20 protein-coding genes and 1 other annotated feature are annotated in these 23,222 nt (G+C 47.1%); of the genes, 18 read left to right on the top strand and 2 right to left on the bottom strand.

Translation table 11 applies throughout. The annotated features are described in order from the left end of the window. The first annotated feature begins 7 nt into the window (after positions 1-7). Positions 8-2,170, top strand: a complete 2,163-nt coding sequence (locus ACESZH_RS07045) for a glycosyl hydrolase family 65 protein (protein ID WP_373213739.1) — start codon at positions 8-10, stop codon at positions 2,168-2,170. Here the strand turns inward: ACESZH_RS07045 and ACESZH_RS07040 are convergent. Continuing rightward, positions 2,167-3,180, bottom strand: a complete 1,014-nt coding sequence (locus tag ACESZH_RS07040; protein WP_373213737.1) for a LacI family DNA-binding transcriptional regulator — start codon at positions 3,178-3,180, stop codon at positions 2,167-2,169. The genes ACESZH_RS07045 and ACESZH_RS07040 overlap by 4 nt on opposite strands. 147 nt (positions 3,181-3,327) lie before the next feature. Between ACESZH_RS07040 and pgmB the strand changes: the two genes are divergently transcribed. From pgmB to ACESZH_RS06980, 12 genes are all read left to right on the top strand, one after another. Next, entirely contained in the window at positions 3,328-3,978 is a 651-nt protein-coding gene (gene pgmB / locus ACESZH_RS07035) for a beta-phosphoglucomutase (protein WP_373213734.1), read from the top strand. A gap of 110 nt (positions 3,979-4,088) precedes the next feature. Beyond that, positions 4,089-5,030, top strand: a complete 942-nt coding sequence (locus ACESZH_RS07030) for a DMT family transporter (protein WP_373213732.1) — start codon at positions 4,089-4,091, stop codon at positions 5,028-5,030. Between the two features lie 129 nt (positions 5,031-5,159). Beyond that, on the top strand, positions 5,160-7,037 hold the full coding sequence (gene ftsH / locus ACESZH_RS07025; RefSeq protein WP_373213730.1) for an ATP-dependent zinc metalloprotease FtsH: 1,878 nt from the start codon (positions 5,160-5,162) through the stop codon (positions 7,035-7,037). 178 nt (positions 7,038-7,215) lie between these two features. Next, complete coding sequence (locus ACESZH_RS07020; RefSeq protein WP_373213727.1) at positions 7,216-7,554, top strand: anti-sigma factor; 339 nt, start codon at positions 7,216-7,218, stop codon at positions 7,552-7,554. Between the two features lie 24 nt (positions 7,555-7,578). Beyond that, positions 7,579-10,227 (top strand): DNA polymerase I, encoded by a 2,649-nt coding sequence (gene polA / locus ACESZH_RS07015; protein WP_373213724.1) that lies wholly within the window; start codon positions 7,579-7,581, stop codon positions 10,225-10,227. A 1-nt stretch (position 10,228) separates the two neighbouring features. Next, entirely contained in the window at positions 10,229-10,828 is a 600-nt protein-coding gene (gene coaE / locus ACESZH_RS07010; RefSeq protein ID WP_373213721.1) for a dephospho-CoA kinase, read from the top strand. Continuing rightward, positions 10,815-11,612 (top strand): MBL fold metallo-hydrolase, encoded by a 798-nt coding sequence (locus ACESZH_RS07005; RefSeq protein ID WP_373213717.1) that lies wholly within the window; start codon positions 10,815-10,817, stop codon positions 11,610-11,612. The genes coaE and ACESZH_RS07005 overlap by 14 nt, the downstream gene beginning before the upstream one ends. A gap of 63 nt (positions 11,613-11,675) precedes the next feature. After that, the gene (locus ACESZH_RS07000; protein ID WP_373213714.1) at positions 11,676-11,948 is read left to right on the top strand and encodes an ACT domain-containing protein; all 273 of its coding nucleotides are present in this window, start codon (positions 11,676-11,678) and stop codon (positions 11,946-11,948) included. A 166-nt stretch (positions 11,949-12,114) separates the two neighbouring features. After that, a complete protein-coding gene (locus ACESZH_RS06995; protein WP_373213711.1) occupies positions 12,115-13,479 on the top strand; it encodes a PFL family protein in 1,365 nt (454 codons plus the stop codon). A 40-nt stretch (positions 13,480-13,519) separates the two neighbouring features. After that, positions 13,520-13,768, top strand: a binding site (T-box leader). Positions 13,769-13,910: 142 nt separating this feature from the next. Continuing rightward, positions 13,911-14,939, top strand: a complete 1,029-nt coding sequence (locus ACESZH_RS06990; protein ID WP_373213708.1) for an ABC transporter substrate-binding protein — start codon at positions 13,911-13,913, stop codon at positions 14,937-14,939. 65 nt (positions 14,940-15,004) lie between these two features. Next, entirely contained in the window at positions 15,005-15,934 is a 930-nt protein-coding gene (locus tag ACESZH_RS06985) for an ABC transporter permease (RefSeq protein ID WP_373214222.1), read from the top strand. A gap of 3 nt (positions 15,935-15,937) precedes the next feature. Next, positions 15,938-16,729, top strand: a complete 792-nt coding sequence (locus tag ACESZH_RS06980; protein ID WP_373213706.1) for an ABC transporter ATP-binding protein — start codon at positions 15,938-15,940, stop codon at positions 16,727-16,729. 20 nt (positions 16,730-16,749) lie between these two features. Here the strand turns inward: ACESZH_RS06980 and ACESZH_RS06975 are convergent, their stop codons facing one another. Then, the gene (locus ACESZH_RS06975) at positions 16,750-18,027 is read right to left on the bottom strand and encodes a nucleotidyltransferase family protein (RefSeq protein WP_373213703.1); all 1,278 of its coding nucleotides are present in this window, start codon (positions 18,025-18,027) and stop codon (positions 16,750-16,752) included. 119 nt (positions 18,028-18,146) lie between these two features. Between ACESZH_RS06975 and pta the strand changes: the two genes are divergently transcribed. The 5 genes from pta (at position 18,147) to ACESZH_RS06950 (ending at position 22,970) form a co-directional block, all read left to right on the top strand. Further along, complete coding sequence (gene pta / locus ACESZH_RS06970; RefSeq protein ID WP_373213701.1) at positions 18,147-19,151, top strand: phosphate acetyltransferase; 1,005 nt, start codon at positions 18,147-18,149, stop codon at positions 19,149-19,151. A gap of 107 nt (positions 19,152-19,258) precedes the next feature. Beyond that, positions 19,259-20,449 (top strand): acetate/propionate family kinase, encoded by a 1,191-nt coding sequence (locus tag ACESZH_RS06965; protein WP_373213697.1) that lies wholly within the window; start codon positions 19,259-19,261, stop codon positions 20,447-20,449. Positions 20,450-20,521: 72 nt separating this feature from the next. Next, a complete protein-coding gene (locus ACESZH_RS06960) occupies positions 20,522-21,049 on the top strand; it encodes a DUF177 domain-containing protein (protein ID WP_373213694.1) in 528 nt (175 codons plus the stop codon). Positions 21,050-21,055: 6 nt separating this feature from the next. Further along, on the top strand, positions 21,056-21,238 hold the full coding sequence (gene rpmF / locus ACESZH_RS06955) for a 50S ribosomal protein L32 (RefSeq protein WP_118509587.1): 183 nt from the start codon (positions 21,056-21,058) through the stop codon (positions 21,236-21,238). A 526-nt stretch (positions 21,239-21,764) separates the two neighbouring features. Beyond that, the gene (locus tag ACESZH_RS06950) at positions 21,765-22,970 is read left to right on the top strand and encodes a zinc ribbon domain-containing protein (protein ID WP_373213691.1); all 1,206 of its coding nucleotides are present in this window, start codon (positions 21,765-21,767) and stop codon (positions 22,968-22,970) included. Positions 22,971-23,222 lie beyond the last annotated feature (252 nt).

Genomic DNA, 23,222 nt, shown 5'->3' with positions numbered 1-23,222 from the left:
TACATGTATGGAATGGCTGATTGAAGAAACATGTTTTCAGGAAGACAAAATTGTATCAAATGGCAACAAGTTTCTGATGGGAAACGGTTATGCCGGAGTAAGAGGAACCCTTGAGGAGTTTGAAAAGGAGTACCTTCCGGCTGTAAATCTGGCTGGTATTTATGACCGGGTGGGGGATGGCTGGAGGGAGCCCCTGAATGCACCCAACCCGTTCTACGCATTTCTGATCGTGGATGGCGAAGCATACAGGCTTCCGGAGAAACCGGCAGAATCCCATACTATGGGGCTTGATTTCCGTCATGGGATTTTTTCTCGGGAGACCACATGGAAAACATTGAGAGGAAAGATCACATTGAGGACAGAACGGTTTGCCAGTTTGTCTCAGGTGCACCTTTTTGCCATGAGGTTTTGGGTGGAAGCGGATTTCCATGCTGACGTGGAGCTGGTGACAGGAATTGATGGTGATGTGTGGGATATTTATGGTCCTCACTATGACGAACTGCATTTTTCACAGAGCCAGAGCCGTATCCGTACCGTTGCCGTAACGCACGAAAACAAGGACAAGGTATGTGTGGCGTCAGTGAGCAGACCGGAGTTTGCTGCAGAACACCATGTGACAGAGAAAAATAAAAAAATCTGCCAGAGGTTTTCCTTTATCACAGAAAAGGGAACGGTTTTCAGCGTTACAAAAGGTTCTGCCGTTTATACAAGCAAGGATACCGAGGATTATGAGTCAATGGCTGAAAAGGTGCTGGACACCTTTGAGACAGGGGGATACCAGAAGGCAAAAGAGGAGCATATTGCTAAATGGGAAGAGAAATGGAAAACATCCGAGATCTATATTGAAGGCGACCAGGAGGCTATGCGGGCAGTGAACTATTCCCTGTATCATCTGCACTGTATTGCACCCCGGCATACGGATCATTTGTCCATTGCAGCCAGGGGACTTTCAGGACAGACATACAAAGGGGCTGTGTTCTGGGATACGGAAATGTTTATGCTGGACTTTTTCATGAATACGGAGCCTTCCGTTGCAAAAACGCTGCTAAAATACCGGGTGGAGACACTTCCGGGCGCGCTGAAGAAAGCAAAAGAGTACGGATATGACGGCGCTTTCTATGCCTGGGAGAGTCAGGAGGGTGGATATGATGCCTGCACGGATTACAATGTGACAGACGTGTTTACAGGAAGGCCCATGCGTACCTTCTTCCGGGATAAGCAGGTACATATCTCATCAGCAGTTGTTTACGGGATCAGACGGTATATGGATCGTACAGGAGATACCAGCCTTCTCGCAGAGGGTGGAGCAAAGACGGTGGTAGAGTGTGCAAAGTTTTACTACAGCCTGCTTCTGAAAAAAGTTTCCGGCGACAAATACGAAATCCACGATGTGATCGGGCCGGATGAATACCATGAGAGGGTCAACAACAATGGATATACAAACCGCATGGCAAAGCTTGTTTTTGATACGGCAGTGGAGGTTTTGGAAACACAGAAATATCTGAAGGAGGAGTATGACGTAGATTCACTCATTTCCAGATTCCAGGATGCGTCTCAGCATCTCTATATTCCGGAGAAGAATGAGGATGGCGTGATACCACAGTTTGACGGTTATTTCCAGCTTGAGGATGTCTCCATCGAAACGGTGCGCAGCAGAAAGCTCAATGACAAGGAATACTGGGGAGGCGCTTATGGGATCGCAAGCCACACGCAGGTGATCAAACAGGCAGATGTTGTGACCTGGCTGAATCTTTTCAGCGGTGAATTTGACCAGGAGACGCTGCTTAAAAACTGGAATTTCTATGAACCAAGGACAGAGCACGGCTCATCTCTCAGTGCATGTATGTATGCAATTCTGGCTTGTAAATGTAAAATGAGTGATAAGGCATATCCCCTCTTTATGAAGTCCGCAAAGGCTGATCTTGTGGGCGGGGGAAAAGAGTGGGCAGGACTTGTCTATATTGGCGGCACCCACCCGGCTGCGGCTGGGGGAGCCTATATGACAGTGGTAAACGGTTTTGCCGGACTGAGCTGTGAGAAAGGCGAAATAAAAATTAACCCCAGCCTTCCAGAGGACTGGAAAAAACTGAGGTTTTTCGTGAAATATCAAAATAAACTCTATCAGGTGGAGATTACCCCTGAGGAGTCAGAGATTACTCTTTGTGATTAAGAGATCGTACGGACGCTTGCTCTCTCTACCAGTCTGGTGGGGAGAGTGATTTCCGTTTGTGTGACAGGTGTTCCCTCGAGAAGCTTCAGCATAGTTTCCACGGCAAGACGGCTCTTGGTGTACATATCCTGGTGGATGGTGGTAAGAGGCGGGCTTGTCAACTGGGAAATACTGATATCATCGAATCCGATTACGGATATATCCTCTGGCACACGGATACCTCTTTCTCTCAGCACGGCGATGATTCCGGCTGCCATATAGTCGGCGGTAACAATCAGCCCGGTGACGTCCGGCATCTGGAAGAGACGGTCCCCGGAGAGACTACAGGATTCAAGATCCATCTCGTGCTCTATGATGAGATTTTGGTCAAAGGGAATGGAAGCGTCATTAAGGGCAGCCTTATATCCCAGGAAACGCTCCTGGAGCACGCCACCGTCTTTGATGTTGGGCGATGCAAATGCGATCCTGCGGTGTCCGTGGTCGATCAGGTAGCGCGTTGCGTTGTAGCTTCCCTTAAAATCCTCCAGACCGATGTTGCATACGTTGGGCTGGCGGACATAGGAGTCGATCAGCACAATAGGGATGGACAGGGTTGACAGTGCATCGTAAAAGCTGTCCTTGAAAATACCTGTGATGAACAGGCCGTCAATGCTCCAGTTCTGCAGAAAGGCCATAAGGTCTTCAGGTGTTTTGACTGTGCGGAGCATTAAATAGTAACCGCTTTCACGGAGATTATACTCGATGGAACTGATAATGGAAGAATGGAAAGGGTCTTCCATGAAATGGGTATCAGGTCTGACAATGACATGATTAATGAAGCCGATTACTTTGGAGGAGTTGGATACCAGTGAGCGGGCGGACATATTGGGAACATACCCTAATGTCTGTATGGCTTCTCTGATTCGGTTGACTGTCTCTGCGGATACCCTTTTTTCGCGGCCATGAATGACGTTCGATACCGTGGTGCAGCTTACGCCTGTAGCCTGGGCTATATCTTTGATCGTTACCATGCCTTTTCCTTTCCTGCAGGATTGCATTTATAGTATATTAAATTTTATCATCTTCGGTATTATTTTACAATGATATATTTCGGGAATTTAGCGGGAATACAAGTATTTTCTGTACTACCGCAGACAAGAGAGGCATAGGAGGAGTTTATGATAAAAAGTGTGATTTTTGACCTGGATGGTGTGCTGGTATCTACAGACGAGCTGCACTACCAGGCGTGGAAAAAGCTGGCTGCTGAGCTTGGGATTACCGGGTTTAACAGAGAGGACAATGAAAAGCAAAGAGGTGTCAGCCGCATGGCATCCCTGGAAGTGGTACTTGCAAAGGGAGACAGGCAGTATACGAATGAGGAGAAGGCGGCTCTTGCAGAGAAAAAGAACAACTATTATAAAGAGATGCTGAAAGATCTTGACGAGCGCGCAGCGCTTCCCGGCGCAGCAAACACTCTGAAGCTTCTGCGTGAAAGGGGAATCCTGGTGGGAATCGGCTCTGCCAGCAAAAACACACCGGTCATCCTGGAAAAGACAGGGATGCTTCCCTACATAGATAAGGTGAGCTGTGGACTTGACACCATGAAATCAAAGCCAGACCCGGAGGTGTTCTTGATCGCGGCGAAAAAGCTGGGTACTCCGGCGGGAGAATGTCTCGTTGTAGAAGATTCTGCGGCAGGCATTCAGGCTGCAAAGGCAGGAGGCATGAAATCTCTGGGAGTGGGTCCCTATTATAATACACTGGGTGCAGATGTATGTGCAGCATCCCTGGCTGCGGAAATCGACTGGGATAAGCTTCTTGCAATGTGACAAGACCATGCTGCGGTCCGCTGTTTTCTCTTTACTATTGCGACCAAAATTATTATAATAAGTGCGTTCTGGTATTTTAAGGATAAAATTGGTAGATAGGAAAGAGAAAAATGAAAAAGACAAACGAATTACTGACAAAAAACAGCATGGTGTGCCTGTTGGCGCTGATCTGCTGTCTGTTGTGGGGAAGTGCATTTCCCTGCATTAAAATCGGCTACAAAATGTTTCAGATTGCATCAAACGATACGGCTTCGCAGATACTATTTGCGGGCGCCAGATTTACTTTGGCGGGAATACTGACAATTATCATTGGAAGTATCCTGGGGAAAAAGGCTCTTGTACCGCAAAAGGGCTCCTGGCATATGGTTCTTGCACTTTGTATGCTTCAGACTGTGATCCAGTACCTGTTCTTTTATGTGGGACTTGCCCACACAACAGGGGTGAAATCCTCTATTATCGAGGCAGTAAACGTATTTATCGCCATTCTCGTTTCCAGTCTTATTTTTCACTACGAAAAGCTGGGAAAAGAAAAAATAATTGGCTGCATGATCGGCTTTGCGGGGGTGGTTCTCATTAACCTGAACGGTTCCGGTATGGAGGGCGGTATGAGTCTGCTGGGAGAGGGATTTATCGTGCTGTCCACAGTCTCTTATGCCTTTTCATCCGTGTTGATCAAAAAGTTCTCACAAAAGGAAAATCCGGTCACCCTGAGCGGATATCAGTTTGTGGCAGGCGGCTTGATCATGGCGGCAGTGGGGCTTGGAATGGGAGGACACCTCAGCGGGTTTACGCCTGCTTCGGCAGCGCTGCTTGTCTACATGGCAATGATTTCCGCGGTTGCCTACTCTTTATGGGGAATCCTGCTGAAATACAATCCGGTGGGAAAGGTTGCGGTCTACGGATTTATGAATCCTGTCTTTGGAGTGATCCTCAGCGCACTGCTTCTGGGGGAACAGAATCAGGCGTTTACGGCAAAAGGACTGCTTTCCCTGATATTGGTCTGCCTTGGGATATATATGGTAAATAAAACCCCGCGCTGCAGCCAGCGTTGAGAACACAACTGAGATTGTGAAATGTTTATAAAATCTGTGGCTGCAATCTTGATGTTTCTGACAAAAGATGCTACAGTATCTTAAAAGTTCGTACTTGAACTTTGATTATCAGATATGGAGGAATTTTGAATGAGCATTAACGATAAGAAGCCGGAAAAAAAGCCGCTGTATGTTCTTGGTCTGGTTGCGGTTGTGATAATCCTGCTTCTCAATATGTTTTTACTTCCAGCCGTGCAGGAAAGAGCTGTGGAGAAAACGGATTACAGCACCTTCCTGAGCAATGTGGAGAGAGGCAACGTATCCAAGGCGGAAATCCAGGATGATTACATTTATTTTATTGTAAGAAAAAATGGTATGGATACGCTGTGCAAAACTGTCAGGATGGACGATCCGGACCTGGTTAACCGTCTGTATCAGGCGGGAACCAGCATGGAGGCAGTGGAGCCGCAGAAGCAGTCCATCTTATTTAGCCTGATCGCAGGATATGTGATCCCGATCGTGATATTTGTTTTGCTTGGAAGATGGCTGAGCAAAAAGATGATGGGGTCTATGGGCGGCGGTCCCGGAGGAATGATGTCTTTCGGAAAGAGCAATGCAAAGATTTATGTAAAATCCTCCACCGGAATCAAATTTACTGATGTAGCGGGCGAGGATGAGGCGAAAGAACTGCTGACAGAGATTGTGGATTATCTGCACAACCCGGGAAAATATACAGAAATCGGCGCATCTATGCCGAAGGGCGCCCTGTTGGTAGGACCTCCTGGTACAGGTAAGACCTTGCTGGCAAAGGCAGTAGCTGGCGAAGCAGAGGTTCCATTCTTCTCTATTTCCGGTTCGGAGTTTGTGGAGATGTTTGTTGGTATGGGCGCAGCAAAGGTCCGTGACCTTTTCCAGCAGGCAAATGAAAAAGCACCTTGTATCGTGTTTATTGATGAGATTGATACCATTGGAAAGAAGCGTGACAATGGCAGCTTTACAGGAGGCAACGACGAGCGTGAGCAGACCCTGAACCAGCTTCTCACAGAGATGGATGGTTTTGACGGCTCCAAAGGCGTAGTGATCCTGGCTGCCACCAACAGACCGGATTCTCTGGACCCGGCACTTCTTCGTCCGGGACGTTTTGACAGACGTATTCCTGTTGAGCTTCCTGATCTGAAGGGCAGAGAGGAAATCCTGAAGGTCCATGCAAAGAAGATTAAAATTGCAGATTCTGTCCGGTTTGATGAGATTGCCAAGGCAGCGGCTGGCGCTTCCGGCGCTGAGCTGGCTAATGTGGTAAACGAGGCTGCATTGCGGGCTGTGCGGGATGGCAGAAGATTTGCTACCCAGGCGGACTTTGAGGAGAGTATTGAGGTGGTAATAGCCGGTTATCAGAAAAAGAACCGGGTGCTTTCCAATAAGGAGAAGCTGATCGTTTCTTATCATGAGATCGGTCATGCGCTTGTGGCGGCAAAGCAGACTGATTCTGCGCCTGTCCATAAGATTACCATTATTCCGCGTACATCAGGGGCATTGGGATATACCATGCAGGTGGATGAGCAGGAGCATTTCCTCATGTCAAAGGAAGAACTGGAGAATAAGATCGCTACCTTTACAGGCGGGCGTGCTGCTGAGGAACTGATCTTCCACAGCATTACAACAGGTGCATCCAATGATATTGAACAGGCTACCAAGATCGCCCGCGCCATGATCTCCAGATACGGCATGAGCGAAGATTTTGATATGGTGGCTATGGAAAGCATGAGCAACCAGTATCTTGGCGGAGATGCCAGCTTAAGCTGTTCCTTTGAGACGCAGACACTTCTTGATAAAAAAGTGGTTGAGTTGGTGCGCATGCAGCATGAGAAGGCTTATCAGATTTTGAAGGATAATATTGATAAGCTTCATGAGCTGGCGAAATATCTGTTCGAGCATGAAACGATCACGGGTGAGGAGTTTATGAAGATTCTCAACGCTCCGGCACCTGCTCTGGAGACATCTGCTGAAGGCGGCGACGCAGAGGAATAAAACAGAAGAAACAGCACATCATATGGAGGCTTATAAGCGTGAAATGCAGAAACCGCCATATGGTGTGCTTTTTGTTTGTGTATCCTCTCTTGTGTTTTAAGGGGAATTCAGATATAATGAGCCGTAGAGAAAATAGCAGAATATCCGGCTGCTGTGCAGCGGGAAAAGGAGGTACCATATGAATTGTCAGACTGCAGAGGGTATGGTGAGCCGTTATATTGAGCATACTCTTTCACTGGATGAGGAAGAGGAATTTTTGGATCATGTGGAGAGCTGTTCCTCCTGTTATGATGAGTTGGAAACCTATTTTATCGTCCATAGAGCAATGCAGCAGTTAGACGAAGAAAACGAGGATTCAGTCCTTGATTTCCGTGAGCTTCTGGAGGAAGATATCCGGAGATCGAAACGGTATATCCTGAGAAGAAAATTCCGCAGGGCTGTTACAGGACTGGGATTTTGCGGTCTGATAGCAGGACTTGGAGGCTTTTTGATTTATGTGATCATACAGATTGTGTAAAAGCACGCTTTTGGAGGCAGAAAGATGAGTGAAAAGATATTACTGATAGACGGGCACAGTATTCTGAACAGAGCCTTTTACGGTCTGCCCGACCTGACGAATTCCGAGGGAAAGCATACAGGTGCTGTATATGGCTTTCTGAATATGCTTTTTAAAGTGCTTGAGGAGGAGAAGCCGGAGTATCTGACTGTGGCATTCGACCTTCATGCACCAACCTTCCGGCACAAGCTTTATGACGGATATAAAGGTACCAGAAAGGCAATGCCGGAGGAGCTGAGAGAGCAGGTACCTCTGATAAAAGAAATGCTGGGAGCAATGGGAGTCAATATAGTAACCCTGGAAGGCTATGAAGCGGATGACCTTCTTGGAACCCTTGCCAGAAAAAGTGAGGAAAGGGGCATGGATGTGACCATCCTTTCGGGGGATCGTGATCTGCTGCAGCTTGCCACTGAGAAGGTGCTTCTCCGCCTGCCGAAAACGGTAAAAGGAAAAACAACGGTGGAGGATTACCATGCAGCGGATGTCCTTTCCAGATACCAGGTGACACCGCCGCAGATCATTGAGCTGAAGGCTTTGATGGGAGATACATCCGACAATATTCCCGGCATTCCCGGGGTGGGAGAGAAGACGGCTACGAAACTGATCGTAGAATTCGGAACCATTGAGAATGCCTATGCGCATCTTGAGGAGATCAAGCCGAACAAGGCGAAGGAATCCCTGCGTGAGCATTACGATATGGCACAGCTCAGCAAGACACTGGCTACTATCAATACAGACAGTCCTGTGGAATTCTCCTACGAAGCGGCAAAGCTGGAAAATCTGTATACACGGGAGGCATATGAGCTGTGCAAGCGGCTGGATTTCAAAAATCTGCTGGGACGGTTCGATACATGTGCTGTAGCAGAAGAGTCCATGGCGATGGAGTTTTTTACCTGCCGGGATTTATCCGGCTGTGAGGCTCTGTTTGAAAAAGCGGCAGAAAAAGGAACGGCGGGAATCGCGCTGATGGCAGATAAGGAAAATGTCTACGGTCTGGGCATTTCCATGGGCAGCACCGAAAAAGAAGAAGTTTATTATATTCCTGTTGAAGGACTGATCACTGGGGAGTATCTCTGTGGTAAACTCCAAAAGCTTGGTGAAACGGCTGTGATCTGCTCTCTTGATATAAAATCCATGTTGAAGCATGTGGAGCTTGGATTCAGTGACAGGGTATTTGACAGCCAGGTTGCGGCCTATCTTCTGAATCCTTTGAAATCATCTTACACATTTGATGATCTGGCAAAAGAATATCTGGGAGGAAAGCTTCTCCCTTCCAGGGAAGATCTTTTGGGAAAAGCGTCCGTGAAAAAAGCATGGGAGGAGAGTATGGAGGGGCTTGAAAATCTTGCCTGTTACCAGGCTTACGCAGCGCTCGCCACTATGCTGCCGATGACGGATGCTTTGAAAAAGGAAGGAATGTGGGAGGTTTACAGGGATATTGAACTGCCCCTTGTATTTACTCTGGATTCCATGGAAAAATGGGGAATTGCCGTGAGAGGCGAGGAACTGAAAATCTATGGCGACAAGCTAATGGTCCGTATTCAGGAACTGGAGAAGATTATTTATGAACAGGCTGGGGAAGAGTTCAATATCAACTCGCCCAAGCAGCTTGGGGTGATCTTATTTGAAAAAATGGGTATTCCGGGTGGGAAAAAGACGAAAACAGGCTATTCCACAGCCGCTGATATTTTGGAAAAGCTTGCTCCTGAGCAGCCCATTGTCAGCAACATTCTGGAATACAGACAGCTTACCAAGCTGAAATCCACGTATGCGGACGGTCTTGGAAATGTGATCGAGCCGGACGGCAGAATCCATTCCACCTTTAACCAAACCATTACGGCAACAGGGCGTATCAGCAGTACTGAGCCAAACCTGCAGAATATTCCGGTGAGGATGGAGCTTGGCAGACTGATCCGCAAGGTATTTGTGCCGGAGGAGGGATTTGTTTTTCTCGATGCGGATTACTCCCAGATCGAGCTGAGGGTTCTGGCACATATGTCGGGAGATGAAAAACTGATCCAGGCATATAAGGAAGCACAGGATATTCACAGACTTACGGCGTCCCAGGTTTTCCATATTCCATTTGAGGAAGTAACGCCGCTTCAGAGAAGGAATGCAAAGGCTGTAAACTTTGGGATCGTGTATGGCATCAGCTCCTTTGGACTGAGCCAGGATCTGAGCATTACCAGAAAGGAAGCTGCTGATTATATAGAAAAATATTTTGAAACCTATCCGAAGATCAAAGGATTTCTGGATGGAATGGTAGCGCAGGGTAAGGAGAATGGTTATGTGTCCACCATGTTCGGGCGCAGACGGCCTATTCCGGAGCTGAAGTCCAGCAATTTCATGCAGCGTTCCTTTGGGGAGCGTGTCGCCATGAATTCCCCCATCCAGGGAACAGCGGCAGATATCATCAAGATCGCTATGAACCGTGTGCATCGGAGACTGAAGGAGGAAGGGCTGAAATCCCGCCTTGTTCTGCAGGTACACGATGAGCTTTTGATAGAAACATGGAAAGAGGAAGTACCGGTTGTTTCAAAGATCCTTGAGGAAGAAATGAAGGGAGCTGCCCATCTTTCAGTGGAGCTGGAGGTGGATATGCACCAGGGAAGCAATTGGTATGAGGCAAAATAAAATGAGAACGATTGGAATCACAGGAGGAGTGGGCGCCGGCAAAAGTACGGTGCTCGCTTTTCTGGAAAAAGAGTGCGGCGCATTTGTCATTCAGGCTGATAAAGTAGGCCACCTTGTTATGGAGCCGGGAGAAGAATGCTATGAGCCTGTCATCCGGTTATTTGGAAAAGAAATCATAAAAAACGATAAAACTATTGACCGGAAGATGGTTTCCGATGTAGTATTTGTTCAGCCGGAAAAACTGGAAAAGTTAAATGCCATTATCCACCCGGCTGTCAAAAGGTACATACGGAGAAGTCTGGAGGAACAGCGGGAGAGAAGGCGGAATCTGTGCATTGTGGAAGCGGCTCTTTTGTTGGAGGACAATTACCAGGATTTCTGCGATGAAGTCTGGTATGTACATACAGACAGGGAGATCCGTATCGCCAGGCTGATGGAAAGCCGGGGCTATACAAGAGAAAAGGCAGAGAACATTATTGCAAGCCAGGCATCGGAGAAATTTTTCCGTGCCCATGCAGATTATGTGATTGAAAATAACGGCAATCTTGGGGAAACCTTTGACTGCATTTTAAAAGGGGTAAAAAGGAATGAGACTTTGTAGTATTGCCAGCGGAAGCAGCGGAAACTGCATTTATGTGGGATCTGAGGAAACTCACTTGCTGGTGGATGTGGGAATAAGCGGCAAGCGTATTGAGCAGGGGCTGAACAATATGGAGCTGACTGGCAGGGACATTGACGGGATCCTGATCACCCATGAGCATTCGGATCATATCAGCGGACTGGGTGTGATCGCCAGACGGTACCATATTCCTGTTTATACAACAGGAGGCACGGCAGATGCCATAAGCCGGATGAAAACCATGAAAAATCTTCCGGATGATATTTTCCATGAGATCCGTGAGGATGAGCCATTTCAGATCAAGGATCTGACCATTCATCCCTTTACCATTCCGCACGACGCGGCTCAGCCAGTGGGTTACCGCCTGGAATGCGGACAGCAGTCTGTGGGGATTGCAACGGACCTTGGGAAATATAATGATTATATTGTAGATAATCTGCAGAATCTGGACGCGCTTTTGCTGGAGGCAAACCATGATATCCGGATGCTCCAGGTTGGAAAATATCCCTATTATCTGAAACAGAGGATTTTGGGCGACAGAGGTCATTTGTCCAACGAGAATGCAGGGCGTCTTCTCTGCAGACTTTTGCATGACAATCTGAAAGCCGTTTTTCTGGGACATCTGAGCAAAGAGAATAATTACGAAGCGCTTGCCTATGAGACGGTGTGCTCTGAGGTGACGCTGGGGGATAATCCGTACCAGTCCCGGGATTTCAGGATCCAGGTGGCAAAAAGAGACTGTGTTTCAGAGGTTGTTACGATTTAGGAGTTTACATACAAATCTTTACAAAATATGACCGCTCAGGTCAAATACAGGAGGAAAAGACTCATGAAAAAAACGATCATTACCGTAGTAGGAAACGACACCGTAGGAATCATTGCAAAGGTATGTACTTACCTTGCTGACAATCAGGTAAATGTTCTGGATATTTCACAGACTATCGTTCAGGGGTATTTTAATATGATGATGGTGGCAGATACCAGCAAGTCAGATAAGGATATCGCAACTCTGGCAAAAGAGCTTGCAGAGGTAGGAGACAAGATCGGCGTTGTTATCCGCTGCCAGCACGAAGACATTTTCAATAAAATGCACAGGATATGACATACAAGCGAATGCAGATTTCAGGAGAAATTCGTTGACCGCTGGCGGTCAAAAGAATTTCGCAGGAAATCTATGTGAGCGCAGCGAACATCGAGTATGCGAAGCATACGAGATAGCATTCGCAGAAAATGGAAGATTTCAGGAGAATAATATGGGAGCGTGACCTATGATTAACATTTTTGAGGTAAATGAGACAAATAAAATGATCGAGCAGGAAAATCTGGATGTGCGTACCATTACCATGGGTATCAGCCTTCTTGACTGCGTCGACAGCGACATTATGAAGCTGAACGAAAAAATCTATAATAAAATCACAGAAAAAGCCAAAGACCTGGTATCCACCGGAGACAAGATCGCCATGGAATACGGAATTCCCATTGTAAATAAGCGGATATCCGTAACGCCCATTGCTCTGGTGGGCAGTGCTGCCTGCAAAAGCACAGAGGATTTTGTATCTATAGCAAAAACTTTGGATAAAGCGGCAAAAACCGTAGGAGTAAACTTTATCGGCGGCTTTTCAGCCCTGGTAAGTAAGGGGATGACTCCGGCAGAGGAAATGCTCATCCGCTCCATTCCGCAGGCATTATCCTGTACGGACCGCGTGTGCAGCTCTGTAAACGTAGGCTCCACAAAAACAGGCATCAATATGGACGCAGTAAAGCTTATGGGAGAGATCGTGCTGGAAACTGCAAAGGCGACCAAGGATCAGGATTCTCTGGGGTGCGCCAAGCTGGTGGTATTCTGCAATGCGCCTGACGACAATCCCTTTATGGCCGGCGCTTTCCACGGTGTGACAGAGGCTGACTGCATCATCAATGTGGGCGTCAGCGGTCCCGGAGTAGTAAAAACCGCACTGAAAAAGGTTCGCGGAAAGGATTTCGAGACCCTCTGCGAAACCATTAAGAAAACGGCGTTTAAGGTTACCCGTGTTGGACAGCTTGTTGCGCAGGAGGCATCGAAAAGACTTGGGGTGCCATTCGGCATTGTGGACCTGTCACTTGCACCGACTCCGGCTATTGGAGACAGTGTGGCTGAGATCCTGGAAGAAATCGGTCTGGAGAGGGCAGGAGCACCGGGAACGACGGCAGCCCTGGCACTGTTAAATGACCAGGTGAAAAAAGGCGGCGTGATGGCATCTACAGCCGTAGGCGGCTTAAGCGGTGCCTTCATTCCGGTCAGCGAGGATCAGGGAATGATCGATGCGGTAAACGAAGGAGCGCTTTCCCTGGAGAAACTGGAAGCCATGACCTGTGTTTGCTCCGTGGGACTTGACATGATCGCGGTTCCGGGTGATACAAAGGCTTCTACCATATCCGGCATTATTGCGGATGAGGCCGCTATTGGTATGGTAAACCAGAAGACAACAGCCGTGCGTCTCATTCCGGTAATCAGAAAGGGAGTGGGAGAAACCGTGGAATTCGGAGGCCTTTTAGGCTATGCACCGATCATGCCGGTAAACCAGTTCTCCTGTGAAGCTTTCGTGGAAAGAGGAGGCCGCATCCCTGCACCGATCCACAGCTTCAAAAATTAACACTTGACATTCTTGCGGCACTGTGCTAAAGTAAAAGGCAGTTAAACCGATGAGAAAGAATAGTAATTCTTCAAGTGACATCCCAGAGAGCGGGTAGTGGTGGAAGCCCGTATGAAGCTGATGAATGAATGGCCTTTCGAGGGCGGCCCGAAATTTTTATCAGGAGAGTAGGAGCCGACGGGAACCGAACCCGTTACCAATCAGGAGTGTATGTTTGTACATGAGAAAGTGGACGTTTCGTCAATTTGAGTGGTACCGCGATAATAAGATTCTTATTACCGTCTCAAGCATAGCTTGGGGCGGTTTTTGTATTATAAGAAAAATATAAAACTCTTTTATAGCTGGTCACTCACTCTTTCTCACAGACAAAGGAGACTGGGAAAATATCCCCCCCATGACAAAATTTTTATGAAGAGAGAGGAGAAACTACTATGAAAAGAAAATTAATGACATGCTTATCTGCAACAGCTATCGCATCCGTAATGATGACAGCACCGGTTATGGCAGAGGAATTTAAAATCGGTATCTGCAATTACGTGGATGACGCATCCCTGAACCAGATCGTAGACAATATTCAGACACGTCTGGCAGAGATCGGTGAGGAGAAGGACGTGACCTTTGATATTGCCTATGACAACTGTAATGCGGATGCAAATGTTATGGAGCAGATCATCACAGATTTCCAGGCTGACGGCGTGGATCTGATGGTAGGCGTTGCCACTCCTGTAGCTATGCGTATGCAGGCAGCTACAGAGGGAACCGATACCCCGGTAGTATTTTCAGCCGTATCAGATCCGGAAGGAGCAGGTCTTGTGGAATCCAACGAGGCACCGGGTGCGAACCTGACAGGAACCTCCGATTATCTTGACACGGCATCCGTGATGAAGCTGATCTTCGCAGCAAACCCGGAAGCAAAAAAGATCGGTCTTCTGTATGATGTTGGACAGGATTCCTCCGCAACTCCCATTGAGGCTGCAAAGGAATATCTGGACGCAGAAGGAATAGAATATGTAGAGCGTACCGGAACCACCACAGATGAGGTACAGCTTGCTGCAGAGGCACTTGTGGCAGACGGTGTTGACGCTGTATTTACCCCAACCGATAATACCATTATGACTGCAGAGCTTTCCATTTATGAAACCTTTATTGAGGCAGGAATCCCGCATTACACAGGAGCAGATTCCTTTGCCCTGAACGGTGCTTTCCTTGGATACGGCGTGGATTACGCTAATCTGGGTGTAGAGACAGCCAATATGATCGCAGACATCCTGTTAGACGGCGCAGTTCCGGCAGAAACACCTGTCATGACCTTTGATAACGGTACTGCAACAGTAAACACAGAAACCTGCGAGGCACTGGGACTTGATTTTGCAGCGATTAAAGAAGCATTTGAGCCTCTCTGCACACAGGTAAACGAGATTACAACTGCTGAAAGCTTCGATGAGTTAGAAGAAGAATAGTCAAAGACCCCGCGTAACAGCGGGGCATTTGACACTTACGGAAATATGAGGATTAGGAGGAAGACATTGTGACACTCACTACTGCACTTGCACTTGGAGAGACAGCCCTGAAGCTGGGACTGATCTGTTCCCTTACGGTACTGGCTTTATTTTTAAGCTACTCCATGCTGAATGTATGTGATTTATCTACGGATGGCTGTTTTACACTGGGGGCAGCCGTGGGGGCAGCCGTAGCCATATCGGGACATCCCTTTTTATCCATTGCGGCTGCTATGCTGGCTGGAGTATGCTCCGGCTTTGTGACCGCATTTTTGCAGACAAAGCTTGGGGTGGAAAGCCTGCTTGCAGGTATTATTGTAAATACAGGTCTGTATTCCATCAACATTGCAGTGATGGGTGGTTCCTCCCTGATGAATATGAACAGGACCACAACCGTTTTTACCATGATGAAGGATGCTCTTGACGGAACGCCTCTCAAGGGCCGCACCGAGATTATCGTAGCAGCTATCGCAGTAGTCCTGGTTGTGGCATTTCTGGTATTTTTTCTGAAGACCCGCCTGGGGCTTGCGATCCGTGCAACAGGAAATAATGCGGATATGGTAAAATCCTCATCTATCAACCCGGTATTTACTACGATTGTAGGTCTTTGCATCGCAAACTCCTTCACGGCACTATCCGGCTGTCTTCTGGCACAGTCACAGAAATCTGTAGATATCAACATCGGACAGGGAATGGTGACAATAGCACTTGCCTCCCTGCTGATCGGCGGCACTGTCATGGGGAAAGGCGGCATTTTATTAAGAGCGGTGGGAATGGTTCTCGGTTCCTTTATTTTCCGCCTTGTATATACGGTTGCCCTGAGATTCAACATGCCGGCATTTATGCTGAAGCTTGTTTCCTCCGTGATCGTTGTACTGGCTATTTCCGGTCCATATCTGAAACGGCAGTGGCCGCAGATACGGCGCAGGATGACGCACAGAAAGGGAGGAATCTGACAGATGCTGAAGCTGAACCATATTTCAAAAACCTTTAATGCAGGCACAGTCAACGAAAAGACTGCCATAAAGGACCTGACTCTCCATCTGAAAAAAGGAGATTTTGCCACTATCATCGGTTCCAACGGGGCAGGTAAATCCACACTGTTCAACGCGATATGCGGAGATTTTCTCACAGATTCCGGTTCTGTGGTGCTTGACGGCGAAGATATTACCTTTTGGCCGCAGTATGTCCGTGCAAAAACCATCGGGCGGCTATATCAGGACCCCATGAGGGGAACAGCGCCGGGAATGACTATTTTGGAAAATCTGGCGCTTGCAGCAGGGCACGGCGGATGGCTTTCCAGTATTTCCAGAGCTGACAAAAAGCGTTTCCGTGAGCAGCTTTCCCTGTTAAATATGGGACTTGAGGACAGAATGTCCCAACCTGTGGGCCTTCTTTCCGGAGGGCAGAGGCAGGCTTTGAGTCTTTTGATGGCAACCATGAATCCACCAAAGCTGCTGCTCCTTGATGAGCATACAGCAGCTCTGGATCCCGGTACGGCTGAGATCGTACTGAATCTGACAAAGAGGGTTGTAGAAGAAAATAACCTGACCTGTCTGATGATCACGCACAACATGAGCTCTGCATTGGAGCTTGGAAACAGAGTTCTGATGATGGATTCCGGAAATATTGTTCTGGATATCAGTGGAGAAGAGCGGGATGGTATGACTGTGAACAGTCTTTTGGAGAGATTTAATGCGGGAGCCGGAAAAGCTCTGGATAATGACAGGATCCTCCTTTCAGGAAAATAAAGAGAAGACAAAGCCCATCGTTATACGATCACGATGGGCTTTTGATATTCATGGAGAAATGGCTTCCCTGTTTTGGCTGTGAGCAGGCACTGATATATATTTGAGGCAGCGGCTGTCTGCTGGAATTCATCCAATGCCGAATCTTCCAGAATAAGGGAGACATCTGCGGATTTTGTAATAAGGGGCAGAGTCCCTTCTTTTTTTATAGCGGAAAGAAGTGTGGCTGCGTCCCGGCGGAATCCCAGAATGCGCGCATAACCTATAGAGGCGGGAGCTTTCTCAATGTGCAGAAGAACATGGAGAAGTGCGCGGCGGATTCGGGCAAGGGTCAGTTCCTTTGTTTTCAGAAGCATACAAAACTGCGTGAAGGTGCAATACTGGTTTCGTTTTTGGACGATACGGCGTGCCAGATCCGGGGACATATCCTGATAACGGCACAGGCTTTCAGCATCTTCTCCCAGAAGACGGTAATGCAAAAGAACACTGATCTGATCTTCACACAAAAAGGTTCCTTCCTCCAAAGCTTGCTGCAATAAGCGGTATGCAGGAGCAGGAAGCTGACATGCCAGTTGATCTGCCGGATCGTCATTGTCTGAGACAGGAGGAACACCTCCGGCGCCTGTGTGGAAAGGCATAGTCCCGCTTACATGGCTGTCATCAAAAATCTTTTGTCGGATAGCAGAAGCGGAGGAAAAGGTATTTGCCGGAAGGCTTGTATCGTGATAAGCGTTTCCCCGGCGTTTGATGTTTACAGGTTCTATCGTACTGTCAAGGCTTACCAGCGCTTTTACGTATTCGATTCCAAGTATGTTGTTTGGGGAAGAGAGGATTTCATCCGCATTGGGAATAAACTCACTTAAGGCATGGCTTCTGGCTGCAGGATAAGCCAGCCCTTCCTTAAGCCCTTTGCGAAGCGCCTCCTGATAGGCAGGCGGTTCTTCCAGCAAAACTCCGGCAAGGTCAGCCAGTGCCTGGAAATCCTCTGTTTCCGTCCCGAAACAAAGCTGATCGATAACGCCAAGCCCATCCATAAGCTCCACACCGCCTCTGGCGAAATATTCCGCACTGCCCGTGCTCACGGAAACGGGAAGCTCCAGAACAAGGTCAACACCGCACCGGAGTGCCATCTCTGTCCGCACATGTTTGGGAAGCAGTGCAGGAGTTCCTCTCTGGACAAAATCGCCGCTCATGGCTGCGACCACAAAATCTGCCCCAAGTTTTTCTTTGATATAGTTTATCTGGTATTCGTGTCCTTTGTGAAATGGATTGTATTCGGCAATAATACCCGCGGTTTTCATGGAATTGCACCTCAAAAAATACTTTTCTGAGGCATATTCTACCATTGAAATGCTTGAAATACAAGGCAGAGGGGGTTATAATAAATCTAACTATGAAAAACGAAAGGAGCCATTTAATCATGGGATTTATTGATGTAATCAAAGACAGAGCAAAATCAAATGTAAAGACGATCGTACTGCCAGAGACTGAAGACAAGAGAACTTTGGAAGCTGCTGACAAAATCTTAAAAGAAGGCATTGCAAAGCTTGTTCTCGTAGGTAACGAGGAGACTGTTAAGAAAAGCGCAGCAGAGAGCGGATATGATATCTCCGGTGCAGAGATCGTGGACCCGGCAACTTCTGAGAAGACCCAGGGCTATATTGACAAATTAGTTGAATTAAGACAGAAAAAAGGCATGACACCTGAGCAGGCAAAAGAGATCCTTCTGAATCAGTACCTGTACTACGGCGTTATGATGGTAAAAATGGGCGATGCAGACGGTATGGTTTCCGGCGCATGCCATTCTACAGCCGATACCTTAAGACCATGCTTACAGATCCTGAAAACAAAACCAGGCACAAAGCTGGTATCCGCTTTCTTCCTGATCGTTGTTCCGGATTGTGAGTACGGCGCAAACGGCGCATTTGTATTTGGAGATTCCGGTCTTGTTCAGAACCCGAACCCGGAAGAACTGGCAGCTATTGCAGCATCCTCCGCAGAATCCTTCAAGCTTCTTGTTCAGGAAGAGCCGGTTGTTGCTATGCTTTCCCATTCCACCAAGGGCAGCGCAAAGCATGCTGACGTTGACAAGGTTGTGGAAGCTACCAGAATCGCAAAAGAGCAGAATCCGGACCTTGCACTGGATGGAGAGTTCCAGCTTGACGCAGCTATCGTACCAAGCGTAGGCGCATCCAAAGCTCCGGGAAGCCCTGTTGCGGGAAAAGCTAACGTCCTGATCTTCCCAGACCTTGATGCAGGAAACATCGGCTACAAGCTGGCACAGCGTCTTGCAAAAGCAGAAGCTTACGGACCTGTAACCCAGGGTATTGCAAAACCTGTAAACGACCTGTCCCGTGGATGCTCTGCTGATGATATCGTTGGTGTTGTTGCCATTACAGCAGTACAGTGCCAGGCTGAGGACTAATTTGTACATACAAAAAATGAGCTGCGGTCCGCATTGCGGATTGCAGCAGTTTCCGCAGCTCAGTGAAGCGGAAAGCGATAGAAATAAAAATAGGAGAGTAGAAAAACATGAATGTATTGGTTATTAACTGCGGTAGTTCTTCTTTAAAATATCAGTTGATCGATTCTGAAACAGAAGCAGTTCTGGCAAAAGGACTTTGCGAGAGAATCGGAATTGACGGAAGACTGGTTTACCAGAAAACAGGCTGTGACAAAGAGATTACAGAGGCTGCTATGCCGACACACAAAGAGGCGATCCAGATGGTTCTGGACGCTCTGACAAACGAGAAAACAGGCGCTATCGGAAGCCTGAAGGAAGTTGACGCTATCGGTCATCGTGTCGTACACGGCGGCGAGAAATTTGCTTCCTCCGCGATCATCACAGACGAAATGATCCAGGCTGTTGAAGAGTGCAACGACCTTGCACCGCTTCACAATCCGGCAAACCTGATCGGTATCCGCGTTTGCTCCGAGCTGATGCCGGGTGTACCGCAGGTTGGCGTATTTGATACCGCTTTCCATCAGACAATGCCTGCGAAAGCATATCTGTACGGTCTGCCTATCGAATACTACAAGAACTACAAAGTAAGAAGATACGGCTTCCACGGAACATCTCACAGCTTTGTTTCCAAACGTGCTGTAGAATTCCTTGGACTTGACAAGGACAACTCCAAAGTAATCGTATGCCACCTTGGAAATGGTTCCTCCATCAGTGCTGTTGTAAACGGCAAATGTGTGGACACCACCATGGGTCTGACTCCTCTTGAAGGCGTTGTTATGGGAACACGTTCCGGTAATATCGACCCGGCTATCATGGAGTACATTGCAAAGAAAGAAAACCTGGATATCGCAGGTATCATGAATGTTCTGAATAAAAAATCCGGTCTGCAGGGTATGTCCGGTGTTTCCAGCGATATGCGTGACCTTGACGCAGCAGCAGAGGCAGGAAACGAAGATGCAAAGAATGCAATCGAGGTTCTCTGCTATGGTATCGCAAAATTTGTAGGCGGCTATGTAGCAGCTATGAACGGTGTGGATGCAATCGTATTTACAGCAGGTATCGGTGAGAACGCAGGCAACGTTCGCGAAAAAGTCTGCTCCTATCTCGGATATCTGGGAATTACCCTGGATGCAGAAGCAAACGGCAAACGTGGTGAGGAAATGGTAATTTCCACTGCAGACTCCAAGGTTAAGGTTGCTGTGATCCCAACCAACGAAGAGCTGGCTATCTGCCGTGATACTGTTGCGCTTGTAAAATAAAAAAATCCAAAAGAGCGTTGACAAATACTGGATTGGTATGTATAATTGTCTAGGTGTGGATAGGAGATAATTATGCAGATACATTTATCAGATATTTCATCCAGCGAAGGGAAATGTGTACAGAAATCAGTACCGTTTGAGATGGATTCCATCACCTTCCAGTTAGGTACTTTCCCAGTTCTTGACAGAGAACCGGTAGAGCTTACTATCACGAATACAGGAAAAAGGGTTCTGGAGCTGACAGGAACCGGGCGGATCACCGTCGGGATTCCATGTGACAGATGTCTGGAGCAGGTTTCCGTAGATATTCCTTTGCAGTTTCAGAGGAAGCTCGACTTAAAGCTCACGGATGAAGAGCGTGTAAATGATCTGGATGAGAGCAGCTATCTCACCGGTATGGACCTGGATGTAGACCAACTGGTCTGTCTCGAGGTGCTGATGAGCTGGCCTTTGAAGGTTTTATGCAAAGAAGACTGCAAAGGAATCTGTAGCCAGTGTGGGAAAAACCTCAATGACGGTCCCTGCGGATGCGTTGATGAGCCGAAAGACCCCCGCATGGCAGCTATCAGTGATATATTCAGTAAATTTAAGGAGGTGTAACTGACAATGTCCATCTGCCCAAAGAATAAATCTTCCAAAGCAAGACGCGATAAGAGAAGAGCAAACTGGAAAATGAGCGCTCCGAACTTAGTAAAATGCAGCAAATGCGGCGCACTTATGATGCCTCACAGAGTCTGCAAGGCATGCGGAAGCTACAACAAAAAAGAGATTATCAAAGTTGAGGACTAATTAAAGTTCTTACGATCAGGGGATTCAGGGATTCTTGATTCCCCTGATTTTTTTTGCGGACCACCGGGATAAACGCTGGGTGGTCTTTTTTTGTGCGCTAATAAAACTGTTATAGTATAAAAAAAGCCGCTTATCTCTTCCATAAGCGACATGATAGAAAATTAAAGACGTTTTCCGGCTAAGAAAATACAACTATGATCCTTTTGCCCCCTTATCACTACCATTTACATTATTGGTCATTGACTTATCTGGTATGAGCGCGGAAGAAATAAATGATATGGCAAATTTGTCAAAAAAGAGAATATAAGGAAAATTTCAGAGAAAATATAGGCAGTATTGAAACTTGACAGAGTTGTAGTGTCATGATATTATTGATTAAGGTTTGTAGGGAACAAGAATCACCTACACGAATCAGGTCATGTCGCTTATGGAAGAGATAAGCGACAGAAATAATAATAAATAGATAAGTTATAATATAATTTATTTTTGGACATATGACGGAAAAGAAGAGGTGAGACACATTTTTATGAGCGGAAAAACATGTTTCAGCATCACTACATATTGTCTCCGCCTTTGCTGCCGTCATCCGGAATGGCTTTCGCAGACTCAGGAGCTATATAACCAGGTTGAACAGTTTTACTATAATATGCTTCTGAAATATCCACAGCTTAGGGAGTTAGATAGCCAGCATACCCTGCGTGAACTGGAAATCCTGAGTCTTCCCGGCAGAAACGGCAGGACCCCGGAAATGCCGCTTCCATGGGAAAAAGTCCCCGTTTATTTTCGGCGTTCTGCAGCTAATGCAGGTATAGCCGCCGCCAAAAGCTATTTTTCCAGAAATGATGAAAAATCGGAAAAGGCGGCTGCGGAACTAAATTCTACAGTCAATTACTACAAGGGTATGTACAGGGATTTCTCTTCTTCAGAGATTACATTAAAAGTATTCGATGGAAGTAAATGGAAATGGATGCGATGTCGTCTTTATGGAAGGTCTCTCCCGTCTGAAGGACAGATTTTATCTCCGTCTGTAGTAATAGAACGCAAATTTGTTATGCTTCATGTTCCGGTCAAGGAATATGGAGGAGACGGAAGAACCATAGGGCAGCGAATCAGCGAAAACCAGAATATCTGTGCTATCCAGTTTGCCAACAGCGATATCTTTGCGGTGGGCTCGGTGCTGGACACAAGCGGAAAGGAGCTCGCTGTGAAATTCTGGGGCGGTGGAAGAGAATATATCCATCAATGTAACGAGCTTCAGAAAAAAATTGAGAAATCAAAGGTATCATCCGGCCCGGATAAAGTTGAACTGGCAGGCAGGAAATACAGGATAAAACAGGAACATGTACTTGACACTAAAGCGCACCAAATCAGCGCGGATATTGTACGGTTCTGCAGAGACCATGATGTCTCAACGATTGTTTTTCCAAAATACAATGATGATCATCTCTTAAAAGAGTCGAACATCCCTGCCGGATGGAACTCTTTGCATTTAAATGGGCGCATACGCCGCTTCATTACTTACAAGGCCTGGAGCGAAGGAATTGCAACTCTTGATGTAAAAACCAAAGCCTTCCGCTCTATCTGTTCCAAATGTGAGGGAAAGGTCATTTCCATAGACAGAAAAACAAATGAATTCAAATGCGAAAACGGACATCAGGGAAATTCCGACTTAAACGCAGCAAGAAATCTTGGAAAAAAATGTCTCTCTAAATTTGGTGTACAAATTGGGTGATAATCCGTTTCATTACGATTATTCATATGCGTGAGCAAAACACAGGAATGGTCAATGGCTGTTCCTGTGGGGTTGAGCACCGCCTGCCGTGTCTCGGCAAGAGAGATGGCAAAGACTGGCGAAAGCCGAGAGTGTTCAAAGTTATTTAATAAAAATAAGAATGACCTCCAAATTTATAACTTCTCGGGGTTAGCCTAGATCATCCAACTCCCGTTGGATTTTAGGATAAATTACAACTGAATATAGACTTGT

The sequence above is a fragment of the Ruminococcus sp. 5_1_39BFAA genome (genome assembly GCF_964240875.1).
Lineage (GTDB): Bacteria > Bacillota > Clostridia > Lachnospirales > Lachnospiraceae > Blautia_A.
This window is presented reverse-complemented; position numbering and strand designations above follow the sequence as displayed.

Excerpts from the sequence above, each read along its gene's own strand:
- ACESZH_RS06990 (WP_373213708.1), top strand. The coding sequence starts at position 13,911 with ATGAAAAGAAAATTAATGACATGCTTATCTGCAACAGCTATCGCATCC.
- ACESZH_RS06975 (WP_373213703.1), bottom strand. The coding sequence starts at position 18,027 with ATGAAAACCGCGGGTATTATTGCCGAATACAATCCATTTCACAAAGGA.
- ACESZH_RS06950 (WP_373213691.1), top strand. The coding sequence starts at position 21,765 with ATGAGCGGAAAAACATGTTTCAGCATCACTACATATTGTCTCCGCCTT.
- ACESZH_RS06995 (WP_373213711.1), top strand. The coding sequence starts at position 12,115 with ATGATTAACATTTTTGAGGTAAATGAGACAAATAAAATGATCGAGCAG.
- pgmB (WP_373213734.1), top strand. The coding sequence starts at position 3,328 with ATGATAAAAAGTGTGATTTTTGACCTGGATGGTGTGCTGGTATCTACA.
- coaE (WP_373213721.1), top strand. The coding sequence starts at position 10,229 with ATGAGAACGATTGGAATCACAGGAGGAGTGGGCGCCGGCAAAAGTACG.
- ACESZH_RS07040 (WP_373213737.1), bottom strand. The coding sequence starts at position 3,180 with ATGGTAACGATCAAAGATATAGCCCAGGCTACAGGCGTAAGCTGCACC.
- rpmF (WP_118509587.1), top strand. The coding sequence starts at position 21,056 with ATGTCCATCTGCCCAAAGAATAAATCTTCCAAAGCAAGACGCGATAAG.
- ACESZH_RS07030 (WP_373213732.1), top strand. The coding sequence starts at position 4,089 with ATGAAAAAGACAAACGAATTACTGACAAAAAACAGCATGGTGTGCCTG.
- ACESZH_RS06980 (WP_373213706.1), top strand. The coding sequence starts at position 15,938 with ATGCTGAAGCTGAACCATATTTCAAAAACCTTTAATGCAGGCACAGTC.
- ACESZH_RS06965 (WP_373213697.1), top strand. The coding sequence starts at position 19,259 with ATGAATGTATTGGTTATTAACTGCGGTAGTTCTTCTTTAAAATATCAG.
- ACESZH_RS07045 (WP_373213739.1), top strand. The coding sequence starts at position 8 with ATGGAATGGCTGATTGAAGAAACATGTTTTCAGGAAGACAAAATTGTA.
- polA (WP_373213724.1), top strand. The coding sequence starts at position 7,579 with ATGAGTGAAAAGATATTACTGATAGACGGGCACAGTATTCTGAACAGA.
- ACESZH_RS07005 (WP_373213717.1), top strand. The coding sequence starts at position 10,815 with ATGAGACTTTGTAGTATTGCCAGCGGAAGCAGCGGAAACTGCATTTAT.
- ACESZH_RS06960 (WP_373213694.1), top strand. The coding sequence starts at position 20,522 with ATGCAGATACATTTATCAGATATTTCATCCAGCGAAGGGAAATGTGTA.
- ACESZH_RS07000 (WP_373213714.1), top strand. The coding sequence starts at position 11,676 with ATGAAAAAAACGATCATTACCGTAGTAGGAAACGACACCGTAGGAATC.
- ACESZH_RS07020 (WP_373213727.1), top strand. The coding sequence starts at position 7,216 with ATGAATTGTCAGACTGCAGAGGGTATGGTGAGCCGTTATATTGAGCAT.
- pta (WP_373213701.1), top strand. The coding sequence starts at position 18,147 with ATGGGATTTATTGATGTAATCAAAGACAGAGCAAAATCAAATGTAAAG.
- ftsH (WP_373213730.1), top strand. The coding sequence starts at position 5,160 with ATGAGCATTAACGATAAGAAGCCGGAAAAAAAGCCGCTGTATGTTCTT.